The sequence below is a fragment of the Dinghuibacter sp. genome, assembly GCF_035492835.1.
Classification (GTDB): Bacteria; Bacteroidota; Bacteroidia; order Chitinophagales; family Chitinophagaceae; genus Dinghuibacter.
Genome location: NZ_DATJIY010000028.1, coordinates 1 through 13,808, shown reverse-complemented (window position 1 = coordinate 13,808; position 13,808 = coordinate 1). Strand labels below are relative to the sequence as shown.

The 13,808-nt window shown below is 59.1% G+C and carries 15 protein-coding genes; 11 read left to right on the top strand and 4 right to left on the bottom strand.

Annotated elements, in window-relative coordinates; all coding sequences use genetic code 11:
- Positions 1 to 139: 139 nt before the first annotated feature.
- The 4 genes from topA to VL547_RS02795 all read left to right on the top strand — a co-directional run bounded on the left by topA (position 140) and on the right by VL547_RS02795 (position 4,834).
- Entirely contained in the window at positions 140 to 2,506 is a 2,367-nt protein-coding gene (gene topA, locus VL547_RS02810) for a type I DNA topoisomerase (RefSeq protein ID WP_325574958.1), read from the top strand.
- A 170-nt stretch (positions 2,507 to 2,676) separates the two neighbouring features.
- Positions 2,677 to 3,543, top strand: coding sequence for a transglutaminase-like domain-containing protein (locus VL547_RS02805; RefSeq protein ID WP_325574956.1), 867 nt, complete (start codon positions 2,677 to 2,679; stop codon positions 3,541 to 3,543).
- 58 nt (positions 3,544 to 3,601) lie between these two features.
- Entirely contained in the window at positions 3,602 to 4,114 is a 513-nt protein-coding gene (locus VL547_RS02800) for a DNA starvation/stationary phase protection protein (protein WP_325574954.1), read from the top strand.
- A 15-nt stretch (positions 4,115 to 4,129) separates the two neighbouring features.
- Positions 4,130 to 4,834, top strand: coding sequence for a dienelactone hydrolase family protein (locus tag VL547_RS02795; protein WP_325574952.1), 705 nt, complete (start codon positions 4,130 to 4,132; stop codon positions 4,832 to 4,834).
- A gap of 100 nt (positions 4,835 to 4,934) precedes the next feature.
- Here the strand turns inward: VL547_RS02795 and VL547_RS02790 are convergent, their stop codons facing one another.
- On the bottom strand, positions 4,935 to 5,345 hold the full coding sequence (locus tag VL547_RS02790) for an OsmC family protein (protein WP_325574950.1): 411 nt from the start codon (positions 5,343 to 5,345) through the stop codon (positions 4,935 to 4,937).
- Between the two features lie 31 nt (positions 5,346 to 5,376).
- On the opposite strand from VL547_RS02790, the gene VL547_RS02785 reads away from it, so the two are divergent.
- Genes VL547_RS02785 through VL547_RS02770 form a run of 4 tightly spaced genes read left to right on the top strand, consistent with a single transcriptional unit; the run spans position 5,377 to position 7,544 of the window.
- A complete protein-coding gene (locus VL547_RS02785; RefSeq protein WP_325574948.1) occupies positions 5,377 to 5,712 on the top strand; it encodes a tRNA-binding protein in 336 nt (111 codons plus the stop codon).
- Between the two features lie 9 nt (positions 5,713 to 5,721).
- Entirely contained in the window at positions 5,722 to 6,222 is a 501-nt protein-coding gene (locus VL547_RS02780; RefSeq protein ID WP_325574946.1) for a methylated-DNA--[protein]-cysteine S-methyltransferase, read from the top strand.
- 1 nt (position 6,223) lies between these two features.
- Positions 6,224 to 6,580, top strand: coding sequence for a hypothetical protein (locus tag VL547_RS02775; RefSeq protein ID WP_325574944.1), 357 nt, complete (start codon positions 6,224 to 6,226; stop codon positions 6,578 to 6,580).
- Positions 6,549 to 7,544, top strand: coding sequence for an iron-sulfur cluster-binding domain-containing protein (locus VL547_RS02770; protein ID WP_325574942.1), 996 nt, complete (start codon positions 6,549 to 6,551; stop codon positions 7,542 to 7,544). Before VL547_RS02775 ends, VL547_RS02770 begins: the two co-directional genes overlap by 32 nt.
- Here the strand turns inward: VL547_RS02770 and VL547_RS02765 are convergent.
- From VL547_RS02765 to VL547_RS02755, 3 genes are read right to left on the bottom strand one after another with little or no spacing between them, the layout of a single operon-like run.
- Positions 7,541 to 8,320 (bottom strand): hypothetical protein, encoded by a 780-nt coding sequence (locus tag VL547_RS02765; RefSeq protein ID WP_325574940.1) that lies wholly within the window; start codon positions 8,318 to 8,320, stop codon positions 7,541 to 7,543. The genes VL547_RS02770 and VL547_RS02765 overlap by 4 nt on opposite strands.
- Positions 8,321 to 8,341: 21 nt before the next feature.
- A complete protein-coding gene (locus tag VL547_RS02760) occupies positions 8,342 to 10,720 on the bottom strand; it encodes an ABC transporter permease (protein WP_325574938.1) in 2,379 nt (792 codons plus the stop codon).
- A gap of 50 nt (positions 10,721 to 10,770) precedes the next feature.
- The gene (locus VL547_RS02755) at positions 10,771 to 11,250 is read right to left on the bottom strand and encodes a DinB family protein (protein WP_325574936.1); all 480 of its coding nucleotides are present in this window, start codon (positions 11,248 to 11,250) and stop codon (positions 10,771 to 10,773) included.
- 60 nt (positions 11,251 to 11,310) lie between these two features.
- On the opposite strand from VL547_RS02755, the gene VL547_RS02750 reads away from it, so the two are divergent.
- The 3 genes from VL547_RS02750 to VL547_RS02740 all read left to right on the top strand — a co-directional run bounded on the left by VL547_RS02750 (position 11,311) and on the right by VL547_RS02740 (position 13,800).
- A complete protein-coding gene (locus VL547_RS02750) occupies positions 11,311 to 11,997 on the top strand; it encodes a hypothetical protein (RefSeq protein ID WP_325574934.1) in 687 nt (228 codons plus the stop codon).
- 124 nt (positions 11,998 to 12,121) lie between these two features.
- On the top strand, positions 12,122 to 12,550 hold the full coding sequence (locus VL547_RS02745) for a MarR family winged helix-turn-helix transcriptional regulator (RefSeq protein ID WP_325574932.1): 429 nt from the start codon (positions 12,122 to 12,124) through the stop codon (positions 12,548 to 12,550).
- Positions 12,547 to 13,800 carry an MFS transporter gene (locus VL547_RS02740; RefSeq protein WP_325574930.1) on the top strand — a complete coding sequence of 418 codons (1,254 nt, stop codon included), beginning with the start codon at positions 12,547 to 12,549 and terminating at the stop codon, positions 13,798 to 13,800. The genes VL547_RS02745 and VL547_RS02740 overlap by 4 nt, the downstream gene beginning before the upstream one ends.
- Positions 13,801 to 13,808 lie beyond the last annotated feature (8 nt).

Genomic DNA, 13,808 nt, shown 5'->3' with positions numbered 1-13,808 from the left:
GCTCGCGGAACGTGGTCGATGACGGCCACGTTTTTGTTTTTCGGATTATTCCATATAATATTGCCGCGGCGGTACACTGGAGACGGCGGGGGGATCAGAGACCTGCGTGAATCCGATAGCCCTTAACAATTAATGACTTATGGCAAAGAACCTGTTAATAGTGGAGTCTCCGGCGAAGGCAAAGACGATCGAAAAGATCCTGGGAAGCGATTTTGAGGTGAAAAGCTGCTATGGGCACATCCGTGACCTGGAAAAGGACGACATGGGGATAGACATCAAGAACAACTATTCCCCGCGCTATATCATCCCGGAGGACAAGGAAAAGGTGGTGAAGGAGCTAAAGAGCATCGCCAAGAAGTCCGAAGAGGTCTGGCTCGCGACCGATGAGGACCGTGAGGGGGAGGCCATCAGCTGGCACCTGTGCGAGGTGCTGGGATTGGACCCGGGGACTACAAAACGTATTGTTTTTCACGAAATTACCAAACCAGCCATCGAGGCGGCGGTGCGCAAGCCGAGGCTGCTGGACATGAACCTGGTGAACGCCCAGCAGGCCCGCAGGGTGCTGGACCGGATCGTGGGGTTCGAGCTGTCGCCGGTGCTGTGGCGGAAGATGAGCATGCGCAATTCGCTGTCGGCGGGGCGGGTGCAAAGCGTGGCGGTGCGGCTGATCGCGGAGCGGGAACGGGAGATCAACGCCTTTAAGGCGGAAAGCTCGTTCCGGCTGGAGGCGTTCTTCAGCGCGCACGACGCCAATAAGAAAACGGTCACGTTCAAGGCCGAGGGCGGGAAGTACAAACAGGCCGAGGACGCGGAGGCTTTCCTAAAAAGCTGTATCGGCGCCAAGTATACGGTTAAGGACATCCAGGTAAAGCCGACGAAGAAAACGCCATCGGCGCCGTTCACGACGTCCACCCTCCAGCAGGAGGCGAGCCGGAAGCTGGGCTACTCGGTGTCCAAGACGATGCTCCTGGCACAGAAGCTCTACGAAAGCGGTAAGATAACCTACATGCGTACCGACAGCGTCAACCTGAGCGAAACGGCGATGGAGGACATCAAAAAGGCGATCGAAAAGGGCTACGGGAAGCACTTTATCCAGGTACGCAAATACAAGAACAAGAACGAGTCCGCCCAGGAGGCGCACGAAGCGATCCGTCCTACGTACATGGACGAGACGAGCGTGGACGACAGCGATACGCGCCGGCTCTACGAGCTGATCTGGAAGCGCACCATGGCGTCACAGATGGCGGACGCGGAGCTGGAAAAAACGATCGCCAGGATCGAGATCTCGACCAACAAGGAAACCCTCACTGCGCAGGGCGAGGTGCTGAAGTTCGAAGGGTTCCTGAAAGTATATATGGAGGACCGGGACGAGGAGGACATGGGCGAAGAGGAAGATACCGAAGGCATGCTCCCGCCGCTGGTGGTAGGCCAGGAACCGACCTTTAAGGAGATGAAGGCGACCGAAAGGTTCAGCCGGCCGTCGCCGCGGTATACGGAAGCGTCGCTGGTCAAAAAGCTCGAAGAGCTCGGGATCGGCCGGCCGTCCACGTATGCGCCCACGATATCGACCGTCCAGAAGCGCGGGTATGTCGAACGCCGCGACAAGGAAGGGATCAAGCGCGACTACCGCGTCCTGCTCCTGGCCAGGGATGCCATCACCAAGGAGACGCTCCAGGAGAACACCGGCGCCGAGAAGTCCAAGCTGTTCCCGACGGACCTCGGGTTGGTGGTGACGGATTTCCTCAACCAGCACTTTACGGAGATCATGGACTATGGCTTTACGGCCAAGATCGAGGAAGAGTTCGACGAAGTCGCCGAAGGGCAGCAGCTGTGGACCAAAATGATCGACGGTTTTTACAATCCTTTTCATAAAGACGTCGAGGTGACCCTGGAGACCGCGGAGCGGATCAAAGGGGAACGGGAACTGGGGCTCGATCCCGCGTCGGGGAAGAAGGTCGTGGCCAGGATGGGGCGGTTCGGGCCGATGGTGCAGATAGGGGACGTGAGCGATGAGGAAAAACCTCGTTTTGCGAAGCTCAAAAACACGCAATCCATCGAGACGATTTCTTACGACGAAGCGATGGACCTCTTCCGGCTGCCGCGTAACCTGGGGCAGTTCGAGGACACCGACGTGGTGGTGAACATCGGCCGTTTCGGGCCGTATGTGGCGCATGATAAGTTGTTTTATTCGCTCGGCAAGGAGCTCGACCCGTATAGCGTGACGCTGGAAGAGATGATCCCCCTGATCACGGAGAAGCGCCAGGCAAAACAGGAGCGTACGATCAAAGTTTTCGAGAAAGAAAAGATACAACTCCTCCGCGGGCCGTATGGTCCGTATATCAAGCAGGGGCTGCGTAACTTCCGTCTCCCGAAGGAGGCGCAGGAGCGGGTGGCGGACCTGACGATAGAGGAGGTCAAGGCCTTTATCGAGGACGCCAAAGCCAATCCGCCAAAAAAGGCGTCCAAGGCCGCGGCCAAGTCGGCGCCCAAAAAGAAAAAAGCGTAAGCGTTTATACGGACCCCTCGGATGAGGGGTCTTTCTTTTTCGGTTTTCGGCATAGCCTTGGTGGGTAAGGTTTCAACGGCGGTGGGCCGTTGGCGCCGCGGTGGGTTGTTAACACCGTGATGGGAAAAAAAAATGGGAAGCTTTCAAATAGTTTGCTAATTTAGGATTACATGAGAGAGACGAAAGAAATACATGCCCTATTGCACCTCATAGACGATCCGGATGAAGAAGTGTTTTCGACCGTCAGCGACAAGATCGTATCCTATGGGAAAGGCATCATACCGAACCTGGAGAACCTGTGGGAGAACACTCCCGACGAGGCCACCCAGGAACGGATAGAGCTCCTCATCCACAGCCTGCACTTCCGCGACCTCAAGGGCGGCGTTTCCGAATGGGCCCAGCTGGAATCCCCGGAGCTGTTGCAGGGCGCACTCCTCATCGACCGCTACCAATACCCCGAGGTTTCCTTCAGCGGTATCACGCAGGAGCTGGAACGGATGCGCCGCAATATCTGGCTGGAGCTGAACAACTACCTGACCCCGCTCGAGCAGGTGAACATCATCAACGGTATCCTGTACAACTACTATAAGCTGAAGGGTACCGAGGTCGCATATGCCAACCCCGACGAGTTCTTCCTCCACAAGGTCATCGAGACCAAGCGGGGGAACGCCATATCCACGGGTATCCTGTACGCGTCGCTGTGCCAGCTGCTGGACATCAACGTGCTCCCGGTCAACATCCCCCGGCAGTTCATTTTGGGGTATTTCGACCCCAACTACGACGTCCTGCACGCTACGTCGAACCCGGCGCATAAGATCCAGTTTTTCCTGGACCCCATGAGCGGGCAGGTGTTCACCCACAAGGACGTAGAAACCTACTTCAAGCGGATTTCGGTGCCGCCTATCCCCACGTATTATAAGCCCCTTAGCCCGAAGCGGACGATCCAGCTGCTCACGGAGGAGCTCTCCAAGTGTTTTGGGGCGCAGCCGTATAAGCAGAATGAGCTGGCGCAGCTGGCGGCGCTACTTAATGATTAGATAGCACCTTGCTGGCATGATAATTTCCTACCTTTAGGTGGATTATAAAGCCATCAATATGAGTACAAACACCAACGCTGTGGACAAAGCGAAACCTACGCTTGCCGCCAACACCGGTATTCTCCCTAAAAATTCCGAAGCCGTTGCGCTCATCCTGAACACGCTGCTCGCCGACGAGCAAGTGCTCTATGCGAAGATCCGCAACTACCACTGGAACGTGGAAGGCCCCAGCTTTATGGAGCTCCACAAATTCCTCGAAAGCATGTACGAGGCCATCGCCGGGACCATCGACGATACGGCCGAGCGTATCCGCAAGATCGGCCACTACGCCGAGGGCCGGCTGGCGAATTACCTGGAGCTGGCGCACCTGCTGGAAGGCGATTATACAAAGGATCCCCGCGAGCAGCAAAAGAACCTCCTGGACGACCACGAGACGATCTGCCGCTACATCCGCGAGCACGCGGACGAGGTCCAGGACAAGTACAAGGACACGGGGACTAACGACTTCCTCGTGGGCGTGCTCAAGGAGCACGAGAAGTGGGCGTGGTTCCTGAGGGCGTACCTGGGATAAACATTATACCCTTATATGCAGCAACAACATGTTACCCTGCCCGTGGCAGACGGGTCTTCTATGCAGGTGTTTACCGTGGTGCCTTCCGGTCCGGGGCTTTTTCCGGGTCTTATTTTAATCCAGGAGGCCTATGGCGTGAACGGCCACATCCGGAACGTGGCGGAGCGGCTCGCTTCCGAGGGCTTTGCCGTGATCGCGCCGGAGATATTCCACCGCACGGCGCCCCCGGGTTTTGAGGCGCCCTATAGCGATTTCAGCGCGGTGATGCAGCACTACCAGGCGATCACTGTCGAAGGGCTTACGTTTGACATGAAGGCGTGTTTCGATTGGTTCCAGAACGCTCCTTCGGTTAACGAGGACAAGTGCGGGGCCATCGGTTTCTGTCTCGGCGGACGCGTCGCGTTTGTCGCCAATGCGGTGCTGCCGCTCGGCGCCGCGGTATCGTACTATGGCGGGATGCTCGATTCGGTGGCATCGCTGGCGCCGTCTGTCTCCGGGCCGCACCTCTTCCAGTGGGGCGGGTTGGACAAGCACATCACGCCGGAGGTTCGCTCGACCGTGACGTCCGCGATGGATGCCGCGGGGAAGCCGTACGCGTCGATCGTATATTCGTATGCCGACCACGCGTTCAGCTGCGATGAACGCCCTTCCTACAACGGAGAGGCCTCGCGCGAAGCGTGGGCGCTGTCGATGGCGTTCCTGCGGAACCGGCTTTCGTAGAAACACGGTAGAAACGTCGTCGGCCCTCTTTGAGACCGCTTTTTGCTGGCACAGCAACACGGTCGAAAAGAGGGCCGACGACGTTTCGGGAAGGAAGCGACTAGTACAGAATCGCGTCCAGCGTGATTTCGGTATTCAGTAACTTTGAGATGGGACAGTTTTCCTTGGCATCCTTCACGGCCGCGTCGAATTGCTCCTTGGTCATGCCCGGAACCTTGGCCTTGAGGGTCAGCCGGGAAGACGTGATGGCGCCATTGTCGAGGGTAACGGCGCACGTGGTTTCGAGGGACTCGGGGGTGAGGCCCAAACCCTGGATGACGAAGCTGAGCTTCATGTCAAAACAGCCGGCGTGCGCCGCGGCTATGAGCTCTTCGGGATTGGTCCCGGTACCGTCTTCAAAACGGGATTTGTAGGAATATTGGGTCTGGTGGAGGGTGCCGCTTTGGGTGTCGAGGGTGCCCTTTCCATCCTTGCCGGTCCCTTGCCAAATGGCTGTTGCAGTACGTGTCATAACGATTTAGGTATTGTTTATTTTCAAAGATATGGAAACAATTCTGGGACCTGAATTCGAAAAACTGGACATACGCGTGGGCACGGTGCTCGAGGCCCGCGTTTTTCCCGAGGCGCGCAAGCCCGCGTACCAGCTGGTCGTGGATTTCGGGGATGCGGGGGTAAAGCAGTCTTCGGCGCAGATCACGACGTATTATACGCCGGAGACGCTCGTGGGGAGGCAGGTGATCGGGTTGGTGAATTTGCCGGTGAAGCGGATCGCGGGGTTTAAAAGCGAATGCCTCGTGTTGGGCGTCTATGACGCTGACGGTGCGGTAGTGCTTTTACAGCCGGATAAGCCCATGGAGAATGGCGCCAAAATAGGTTAAACTTGGGGCATGTTATCGAGTCCAACGTCATACGTTGCCTACTATCATTCCCCCGTGGGGATCCTGCGGCTGGGTGGTACCGATCACTATATCAACGAGATATCGTTTTTGGACGCCATGCCGGCGGGAGCGCAAACCCACCTTAACCCTTTGCTGCAGCAATGCCAGGAGCAGCTCATGGAGTACTTCCAGGGGCTGAGGCGGGCTTTCGACCTCCCGGTACACCAGGAGGGCTCGGAGTTTCAGCAAAAGGTCTGGGGAGAGCTCATGGGAATACCCTATGGACGGACGATCTCCTATATGGACCTGGCCAAACGGGTCGGGGACCCGAAATCGGTCCGGGCGGTCGGGACGACCAACGGTAAAAACCGGATCGCGATCGTGCTCCCCTGTCACCGGGTCATCGGTTCCAGGAACGACCTGGTCGGTTACGGGGGCGGCTTGTGGAGGAAACGCTGGTTATTGGAACACGAGAACAAAATCGCCCATGGCGTTCAAACATTATTCTAACATGCAAACCCAGCTCGTCGTACTACAGGGGGACATCGCACAGCTGAACGTCGATGCCATCGTCGGTAAACAGGCTTTGTCCGCGTCCGCGGACTCCTATCGCAATGCCTTGCGGCGGGCTTTATCCGAGAGCGCCCGGTCCGTGGCTTTTCCCTGCGTCAGCGGGGAAAGCGAAGAGGTGGAGCTGGCGCTGAAGACGATCCGCGACTTCGTGATGGAGAACCCGGGGCGTTTTTCGGAGATCATCTTCGCGTGCTGGGACGCGGATAATTACGGGTTATACAAGCGGTTGCTCGGTGGGGAGAACCGCGTTATCTTTGCGGCCGATGCTCTTACGCGTAACCGGCCGAACGAATGAGACACACGATACGGTAACCTTCCGGCTGGCGCCGGTGGAAGGGCCGCTGGCGGCGTATGTACCGGGTCAGTTCCTGACGCTGGTGTTCGGGGCGGTGCGCCGGTCTTTTTCCCTTACTTCCTATCCCGGCGATTCCTTTTACGCGATAACGGTAAAGCGTAAGGTCAATGGGGAGGTGTCGCGGTTTTTACAAGATCATATTTTCGTGGGTTCCGTGCTGGAGGCGTTGCCCCCGGCGGGGCGGTTTACGTTTACGCGCTCGGATCGCGTCCGCGACATCGGGTTCATCGCGGCGGGGAGCGGGATCGCGCCGATCATCGGGTTGATCCGGCAGGCGCTCGGGGAGGAGTCCGGGAGCCATATCTGGGTCATCGACCAGAACCATTCCGAAAAGGACGTCATTTTCGACGAAGAGCTGGCCGGGCACGAGGTGTGGCTGGACCGCGTCAGCTTGCTGAGCGCGCCGGAGTCGCATGCCGTCATGCCGCGGCGGCTGAATAACGCCAATCTCGAGACGCTGGTGAGGGAGCTGACGCACCACGATCCGGCGGATAGCCTGATTTTTTGTTGCGGGCCCGAGGCGCTCATGCGGATGGCGAAGTTTACGCTGATCACGATGGGGTTCAGGGCGGAGCAGATACGGCAGGAGCACTTCGTGATCGATGCGCCGCCGCATCCGCCGTTGATGGACGCGTCGCCGCACCGGGTGGGGATTACGATGCATGGGGAGCGGCACGCTTTCGATGTCGCCTACCCGGCGAATATCCTGCAGGCGGCGCTGGCGCACCACATCCCCCTACCCTACAGCTGCCGCGGCGGGCGGTGCTCGTCGTGCGCGGTGCGGGTGCTGTCCGGGCGGGTGGTGATGAGCATCAATGACGTGCTTACGGAGAAGGACCTGGCCGAGGGCTGGGTGCTCACTTGTACGGGGTACGCGGCGACGGACGTCGAGCTGGAGGCTTAGTAGGTGTCCTCGATCTTCGCCAGCAGCGCGATGGCGGCTTTTTTCTCCGATTCGATTTCCCTTATATAGGAAAAGATGATCTCCATGTAAAAACCGAGGTCGCTGCAATAGTTGTCAAAGACCTTTGGATCGCTGGTCGCGAAAACGAGGGGCGTGCGCGCGGCCATCGAATCAAGCACGTGGCGGTAGCCGTTATCGATGTGGATGGCGGTATCGGACAGGGTCACATAACGGCTGAACGCGCCAAACAAGTACTGCGGGCGGAAAAGGTTCTTGCCGATGTCGACCATGCGACGCATCTGGGCGTCGTAATAGGTGAACATATTCTGGAGGTCCTGGACGCCCTGGTGGTAATCCTCGATGGCCGCGGAAATGGAGTCGCGGACGAGACCCGCTTCGCCGGTGCCGTGGAGCTGCTTGTAGGTCCCTTCGCTGAATAACACGACCGTCGGGTTCTTGACGGTGTACTGCAGCTTGTAGGCCCGGAGCACGCCGGCCGGCGTAAAGTTGCGGCTCAGCAGCAGATCCTGAAGGGAGTCCAGCCGATGGAGGTTATAGATGTTCTGTTCGATGGCATAGTCGATCCGCGTGGTATCGACGCGCAGGTCCGCCGCGAAGGCGCGGGCGTATTCCGCTTCGCGGGCGCCATGGTTGATGTGCTCGCGGAGGCTTTCGGCGAAAAAGCCGAGGGTGACGGCGATAAAGATCATGAGGCCTTCGAGGAGGTATTCCTTGAACGACTTTTTTCCCACTTCAGGATGGTGATGGACTTCCATAAGCGGGACAAATATAGCCGTTTATTCCGATCGCAGGCTCTTTACGGGGCGCGCCGCCGCGGCGCGCCAGGAGCGGTAGCTCACGGTCAGGGCGGCGATCGCGAAGGTGCCCAGGAGGGCCGGTACGAAGACCTCCCAACCGATGGTGATGCGGTATTTGAAGGACTCCAGGTAGCGGTGCATGAACCACCAGGCGACCGGGGCGGCGGCGAGGAAGGCGATCCCCAGCAGGCGGGTGAACTCCCGACCGAACAACCAGAGGATCTGGGATATGCCGGCGCCGAGGACCTTCCGGACGCCGATTTCCTTGGTCTTACGGACAGCCATGAACGACACCAGGCCGTACAAACCGAGACAGCCGATAAAGATGGCGATGCCGGCGAAGATTTCGATCAGCTTCAGGAGCGTCGCGTCCTGCTCGTAGAAACGGGCGATGCGCTCGTCGAGGAACTGGCGGGAAAAGACGTACTGGGGGTACGTGTCGTTCCAGACCCGTTCGATGGCGTGGAGGTCCGTCCTGGCGTTGATCCGCAGCGCGCAGGTCCGGAAGCTTTTGGGATAGGTATAAAACGCGATGGGGGCGATGTCGCCGCGGAAGGAATAGTTGTTGAAATCCTTGACGACGCCGACGATGGGGCCCTTGAGGGCGTCCACGGTGAGCTGGTGACCGATGATCTCCAGGGGCGTGCCGGCGTGGAGCTTGTGGACGGTGGTTTCGTTGACGACGAAGCCGTTGGCGGTGTCGGAGGGAAAGATGTTGCGGCCCGCGATCAGCTTGAGCCCGAAGAGCGGGATGTACTGGTCGTCCATGTATTTTTCGTTGATGGACCAGTTCTCGGTCTTGGGGCGGCTTTCGTATTGTACGCTGGTGTTGTTGTTGGATTGCGACGCCGGCGGCTGGTAACACAGGCTGGCTCGTTCTACGCCGGGTATTTCGAGCATCCGGTCGCGGAGGGTCCTGGCCTTGACGACGTCGGTAACGGGGAGGGGTACCGTCACGACGCCGTCCTTGACAAAGCCGAGGTCGGCGTGTTCGGAATAATAGATCTGGCGCGCGATGACGAGGGTTCCGATGATCAACAGCTGGGAGATGGAGAACTGGAGGACGACCAGGATACGGCGCAGCGAAAACCCGCCTATATGACGCTGGTCGAGCTTTCCCTTCAGCGCGAGCGCCGGCCGGAAGCGGGCCAGGACGAGGCCGGGATAGGAACCGGCCAGGAAGACGACGAGTACATAGGTGGCCAGTATAAAGGCGCCGAGCGTCCACGAGCCAAAGAGGTCCATGGACATGGGGCGCCTGAGCAGGGCGTTGAGACCGGGCAGACCCGCGTAGGCAAGCCCGAGGCCGACGAGCAGGGCGAAAAGCGTGATGAGCGCGGTTTCCGCCATAAACTGCCAGAAGACGTGCATCGGTTCGCTGCCGAGGACCTTCCGCACGCCGATTTCGCGGGAGCGGTTGAGCGCCTGGGCGGTCGCGAGGTTGACGAAGTTGACGCTGGCGGTGACGATCAGGAAGAGACCGATAAAGGAAACGGCCCAGAGGTATTTTTTGTCGGCGTAGCCGTCCATGTCGGTGTTGAAGTGGATGTCGCTGATGGGCTGCATCCGGAAATGCCACACCTTGGCGTCATCCGCGGAGTAGTACTTTTTGGTCAGGGACGGGAAGGCGCGCTCCACGGCTTCGGCGGTGACGCCGGGCCGGAGCCGGGCAAAACACTGACTGCCGCTGTAGACGCCGCCCCAGCTGCTGTCGCTGGCCATATAGGGCTGGTAGTTCTTGTAGCTGTCCCAGCCGAAGTAGATCTGCTGTTTGCGGTCGGTGTTGGCGGGCAGGTCCTTGAGGACACCGCGGACGACGTAGTCATATTTGTTGTCAAAACGGAGGCGTTTGCCCATGGGGTCCTCGGTGCCAAAATACTTCTTGGCGATGGTTTGGGTGATCAGTGCGCCGGTGGGATCGCTCATGGCCTTTTTGGCGTCGCCCTCGACGGTGGGGAAATCGAATATGTCGAAGTATTGGGGCTCCGCAAAGGCGATGCCGTCGTCCTCCTGGAACTTCTTGGTGTTTTTATCCCCGGGAATGGAGATGAGGGTGTTCGGGTAGGATACGACCCGCGCGACGGTCTCGGCGAAGGTGTAGTCGTTGCGGAAGGCTTTGCCCAGGGGTACCGGGACGGCGGCGTTGCGATTGATGCCCTCGTCGTGGAATTCGGTGTTGATGCGGTATATCCTGTCCGACTCCTTGTGGAAGGTGTCGAAGCTCAGGTGGAAACGCACGAGGACGAAGATCAGGATGGCACAGGCGATGCCCAGGGAGAGACCCAGGATGTTGATGAAGGCGTAGGTTTTGTTCCGGAGCAGGTGGCGCCAGCTGGAGACGACGTATGTTTTGAACATGGCTATAAATTGTAGCCCTAATGTATGAAATTTTTCGTACGAAAAAAATCTTATGCGCCGCCCGAGGGCCCTTTCAGGCGGAGGTAGGCGATGTAGTCGGTGATGGGGATGTGTTCGAGACCGGACTCTTTTAGGTAGATGCCGATTTGGGCGCGGTGGTGGGTGCCGTGGTTGATGATGTGGGCCAGGAGGTCGGCCAGGACGTTGGTGTAGGTGGCGCCGCTTTGGTTCTGGTAGGTGATGGGGCGGAAGAAGTCGGTTTCGGCGGTGAGGAAGGTCTTCCAGCCGTCGCCGTTGGTCTCCAGCAGGGATTCCATGGCGCCCCATTCGGGTTTGGGCCAGAGGTCGGATTGGTCGGAGGACCGGCCGTTGACGCGGAGGAGCCAGTTGTGGTTGGCCTGGAGGAGGTGCATCATCAGCGTGAGCTTGCGATCGGGCTCGCCGGCGGGGGGCTGGTCGCGGAGGGCGGTGAGGATGAGGCGGCTGGCCATTTGGTCGTAGTCGAACAGGCGGAGGAAGTGTTCGTTCATGGATTTCGCATTTGTATAAAGGTAATGCAACGGTCGCTACCGGGAGATTGTCAAGCGGGTATGAAGTGTTTCCTAAGGCTGGCCGCGCCGCTGATGGCGCTGTCGGCGATGCTGCTGGCTGTGCTGTTTATGCCGGCTTGCCGGAAGTCTGGTTATAGTCCGGCCTCGGTGGCGCCGGGTTGTATCACCCGGCTGACGCCGCGGGTGACCGATGTGTTGATCCCGGCGTCCACGGAGGACTCGGCGCTGGCGATGCTGGCGGCGGCCCACGTGTACATGGACGACCTCCAGGTCAACGGGGCTTATCTTTATCCGGCTTCGGCCGCGGGGGGCGATACGGTGTTTTATGTGAGTTGCCAGGTTTACCTCAACGGGTTGCCGGTGGAGGCCTCGGGGGAGGGGTTCTCGTTTGTGCATGGGGCGCTGACCAGCACTCAGCCCGGGTTCCTGTATCTCCTCAATACCAATGACACGGCGGGGCACCAGGATTTGCAGTACCTGCGGGCGGTTTTCCTGGACTATATGAACAAGTGGCCCGCGCCGTATGCCATGCCTCGCGGTCTTGCGGATTCCTGTCTGACGGCAACGCTTTGTTATGCACCGGACTATCTCTTCCGCAGGGTAACCGGGGAGGATCATGTGCTGATTAAGTCGTGGCAGGTCGGCTTCAAGGGCGTCACCGTTTATGTGCGGGACGATAATGGGCATCCACAAGTGCCGCCGAACGGGAATATCGTCATCGATTAGCTCATTGTGCGTGTTGAATATCACCGGGCGGCCACAGGGCCGCCTTTTTGTTGGGCGGCGCGCGAGCGGCTTTTTTTGGCTATGCGATATTATGTAAGTAACTTTGCAAAATACCTTACATAATATGGCGCTATCGGATATAGAGCTGGCGACCGGGTTGCGCACCCAGGTCTCGCGGCTGGGGAAGCTGTTGCGCAGGGAAACGCGGAACGACGAGCAGTTGTCGATCACGGAGCGGACGACGCTGTCGCTGATCTATGACTATGGCGAACTGTTGCCGGGGGAGCTGGCCGCGATGGAAAAGGTGACGACACAGGCGATGTCGCAGGTGCTCAACCGGCTGCTGGAGCGGGGGCTCATCGTACGGACGACAGACGAGGACGACCGGCGGAAAGTGATCGTGACGCTCACGGACGCGGGGAAGAAAGGGGTGCGCCAGCGCCTGGGGGAAAAAGAGGAATGGCTCACGCGGACGATAGCGCAGAAGCTGAACGACCGGGAGAAAAAGGTCCTGGGGGAAGCCATCGAGGTACTGATCAAACTGATAGGATGAACACGTTTAGAGCATTCCGGAGCCGGAATTACCGTTTGTATTTTATGGGACAGTCCATTTCCCTGATCGGGACGTGGATGCAGCGCACGGCGGTGAGCTGGATCGTGTATATCGTGACGCACTCGTCGTTTATGCTGGGGGTGTCGCTGTTCGCGTTGCAGTTCCCGTCGTTTCTGTTGTCGCTGTTGGGGGGCGTGGTGTCGGACCGGTACAACCGTTTCCGGGTGCTGCTCGGGACGCAGGCGGCGTCGATGGTTCAGTCGCTGACGCTGGCGTTGCTGGTGTTCCTGGAGGGCACCCATATCAATGTCTGGGCGGTCATCGGCCTGGGCACGGTGCTCGGGACCATCAACGCCTTTGACGTGCCCGCGCGCCAGTCGCTGGTGTACGAGATGATCCAGACGAAGGAAGACCTGCCCAACGCCCTGGCGCTGAATTCGTCGATGGTGAACCTGTCGCGGCTGATCGGACCGGCGATCGCGGGTTTTGTCCTGGAGGCGTTCGGGGGCGGATTTTGCTTTTTGCTCAACGCCCTGAGCTTCGTGGCGGTGATCGGGTCGCTGTTGCTCATGAAACTGCCGCCCTATGTGCGCAAGCCCCGCACACAAAGCTCGTTCAAAGACCTTGGCGACGGTCTGAAATACCTCGTCAGCCACCGGGAGATCGCCTCCCCTACCCTGATGCTGGCGCTGATGAGCCTGCTGGTGCTGCCGTTTACGACGCTCATGCCGGTGTACGCCAAGGAAGTCTTTAAGGGGAACGCCTCCACCTTCGGGATCATCGACAGCTTTATCGGGATCGGCGCCCTGTGTGGCGCGTTCTTCCTGGCGTCGCGGAAACCCGGCGCCAACCTCCGGCGCATCCTCCTCATCAATACCGTCGTCCTGGGCGTGGGGCTGATCTGTTTTTCGCACATGACCATCTACCCCATCGCGCTGGCCTTTATGACGGTCTCGGGTTTTGGAATGATGTCCCAGACTACGGTCACCAATACCATCCTGCAAACCAAGGCGGCGCCGGAGATGCGCGGGCGGGTGATCAGCTTCTTTGCGATGTCCGTGTTTGGGATGCAGCCGCTGGGGGCGCTGCTGATCGGCGCGGAGTCGGCGCTCGTGGGCACGCAGACGACGATCCTCTGCGCGGGGGTCATGGCCATCACGATTGCGGGCGTCTTTTCGTACTATGTCCGCCGGGCGCGGTTAGCAGCCCAAGACGCGACGCCGCTTCCACAGCCTTCCCCCGGGAGTTGACGTCGAGC

What these genes read in the sequence shown, in the direction of transcription:
- topA (WP_325574958.1), top strand. Translation starts at nt 140, where the DNA reads ATGGCAAAGAACCTGTTAATAGTGGAGTCTCCGGCGAAGGCAAAGACG.
- VL547_RS02805 (WP_325574956.1), top strand. Translation starts at nt 2,677, where the DNA reads ATGAGAGAGACGAAAGAAATACATGCCCTATTGCACCTCATAGACGAT.
- VL547_RS02800 (WP_325574954.1), top strand. Translation starts at nt 3,602, where the DNA reads ATGAGTACAAACACCAACGCTGTGGACAAAGCGAAACCTACGCTTGCC.
- VL547_RS02795 (WP_325574952.1), top strand. Translation starts at nt 4,130, where the DNA reads ATGCAGCAACAACATGTTACCCTGCCCGTGGCAGACGGGTCTTCTATG.
- VL547_RS02790 (WP_325574950.1), bottom strand. Translation starts at nt 5,345, where the DNA reads ATGACACGTACTGCAACAGCCATTTGGCAAGGGACCGGCAAGGATGGA.
- VL547_RS02785 (WP_325574948.1), top strand. Translation starts at nt 5,377, where the DNA reads ATGGAAACAATTCTGGGACCTGAATTCGAAAAACTGGACATACGCGTG.
- VL547_RS02780 (WP_325574946.1), top strand. Translation starts at nt 5,722, where the DNA reads ATGTTATCGAGTCCAACGTCATACGTTGCCTACTATCATTCCCCCGTG.
- VL547_RS02775 (WP_325574944.1), top strand. Translation starts at nt 6,224, where the DNA reads ATGCAAACCCAGCTCGTCGTACTACAGGGGGACATCGCACAGCTGAAC.
- VL547_RS02770 (WP_325574942.1), top strand. Translation starts at nt 6,549, where the DNA reads ATGCTCTTACGCGTAACCGGCCGAACGAATGAGACACACGATACGGTA.
- VL547_RS02765 (WP_325574940.1), bottom strand. Translation starts at nt 8,320, where the DNA reads ATGGAAGTCCATCACCATCCTGAAGTGGGAAAAAAGTCGTTCAAGGAA.
- VL547_RS02760 (WP_325574938.1), bottom strand. Translation starts at nt 10,720, where the DNA reads ATGTTCAAAACATACGTCGTCTCCAGCTGGCGCCACCTGCTCCGGAAC.
- VL547_RS02755 (WP_325574936.1), bottom strand. Translation starts at nt 11,250, where the DNA reads ATGAACGAACACTTCCTCCGCCTGTTCGACTACGACCAAATGGCCAGC.
- VL547_RS02750 (WP_325574934.1), top strand. Translation starts at nt 11,311, where the DNA reads ATGAAGTGTTTCCTAAGGCTGGCCGCGCCGCTGATGGCGCTGTCGGCG.
- VL547_RS02745 (WP_325574932.1), top strand. Translation starts at nt 12,122, where the DNA reads ATGGCGCTATCGGATATAGAGCTGGCGACCGGGTTGCGCACCCAGGTC.
- VL547_RS02740 (WP_325574930.1), top strand. Translation starts at nt 12,547, where the DNA reads ATGAACACGTTTAGAGCATTCCGGAGCCGGAATTACCGTTTGTATTTT.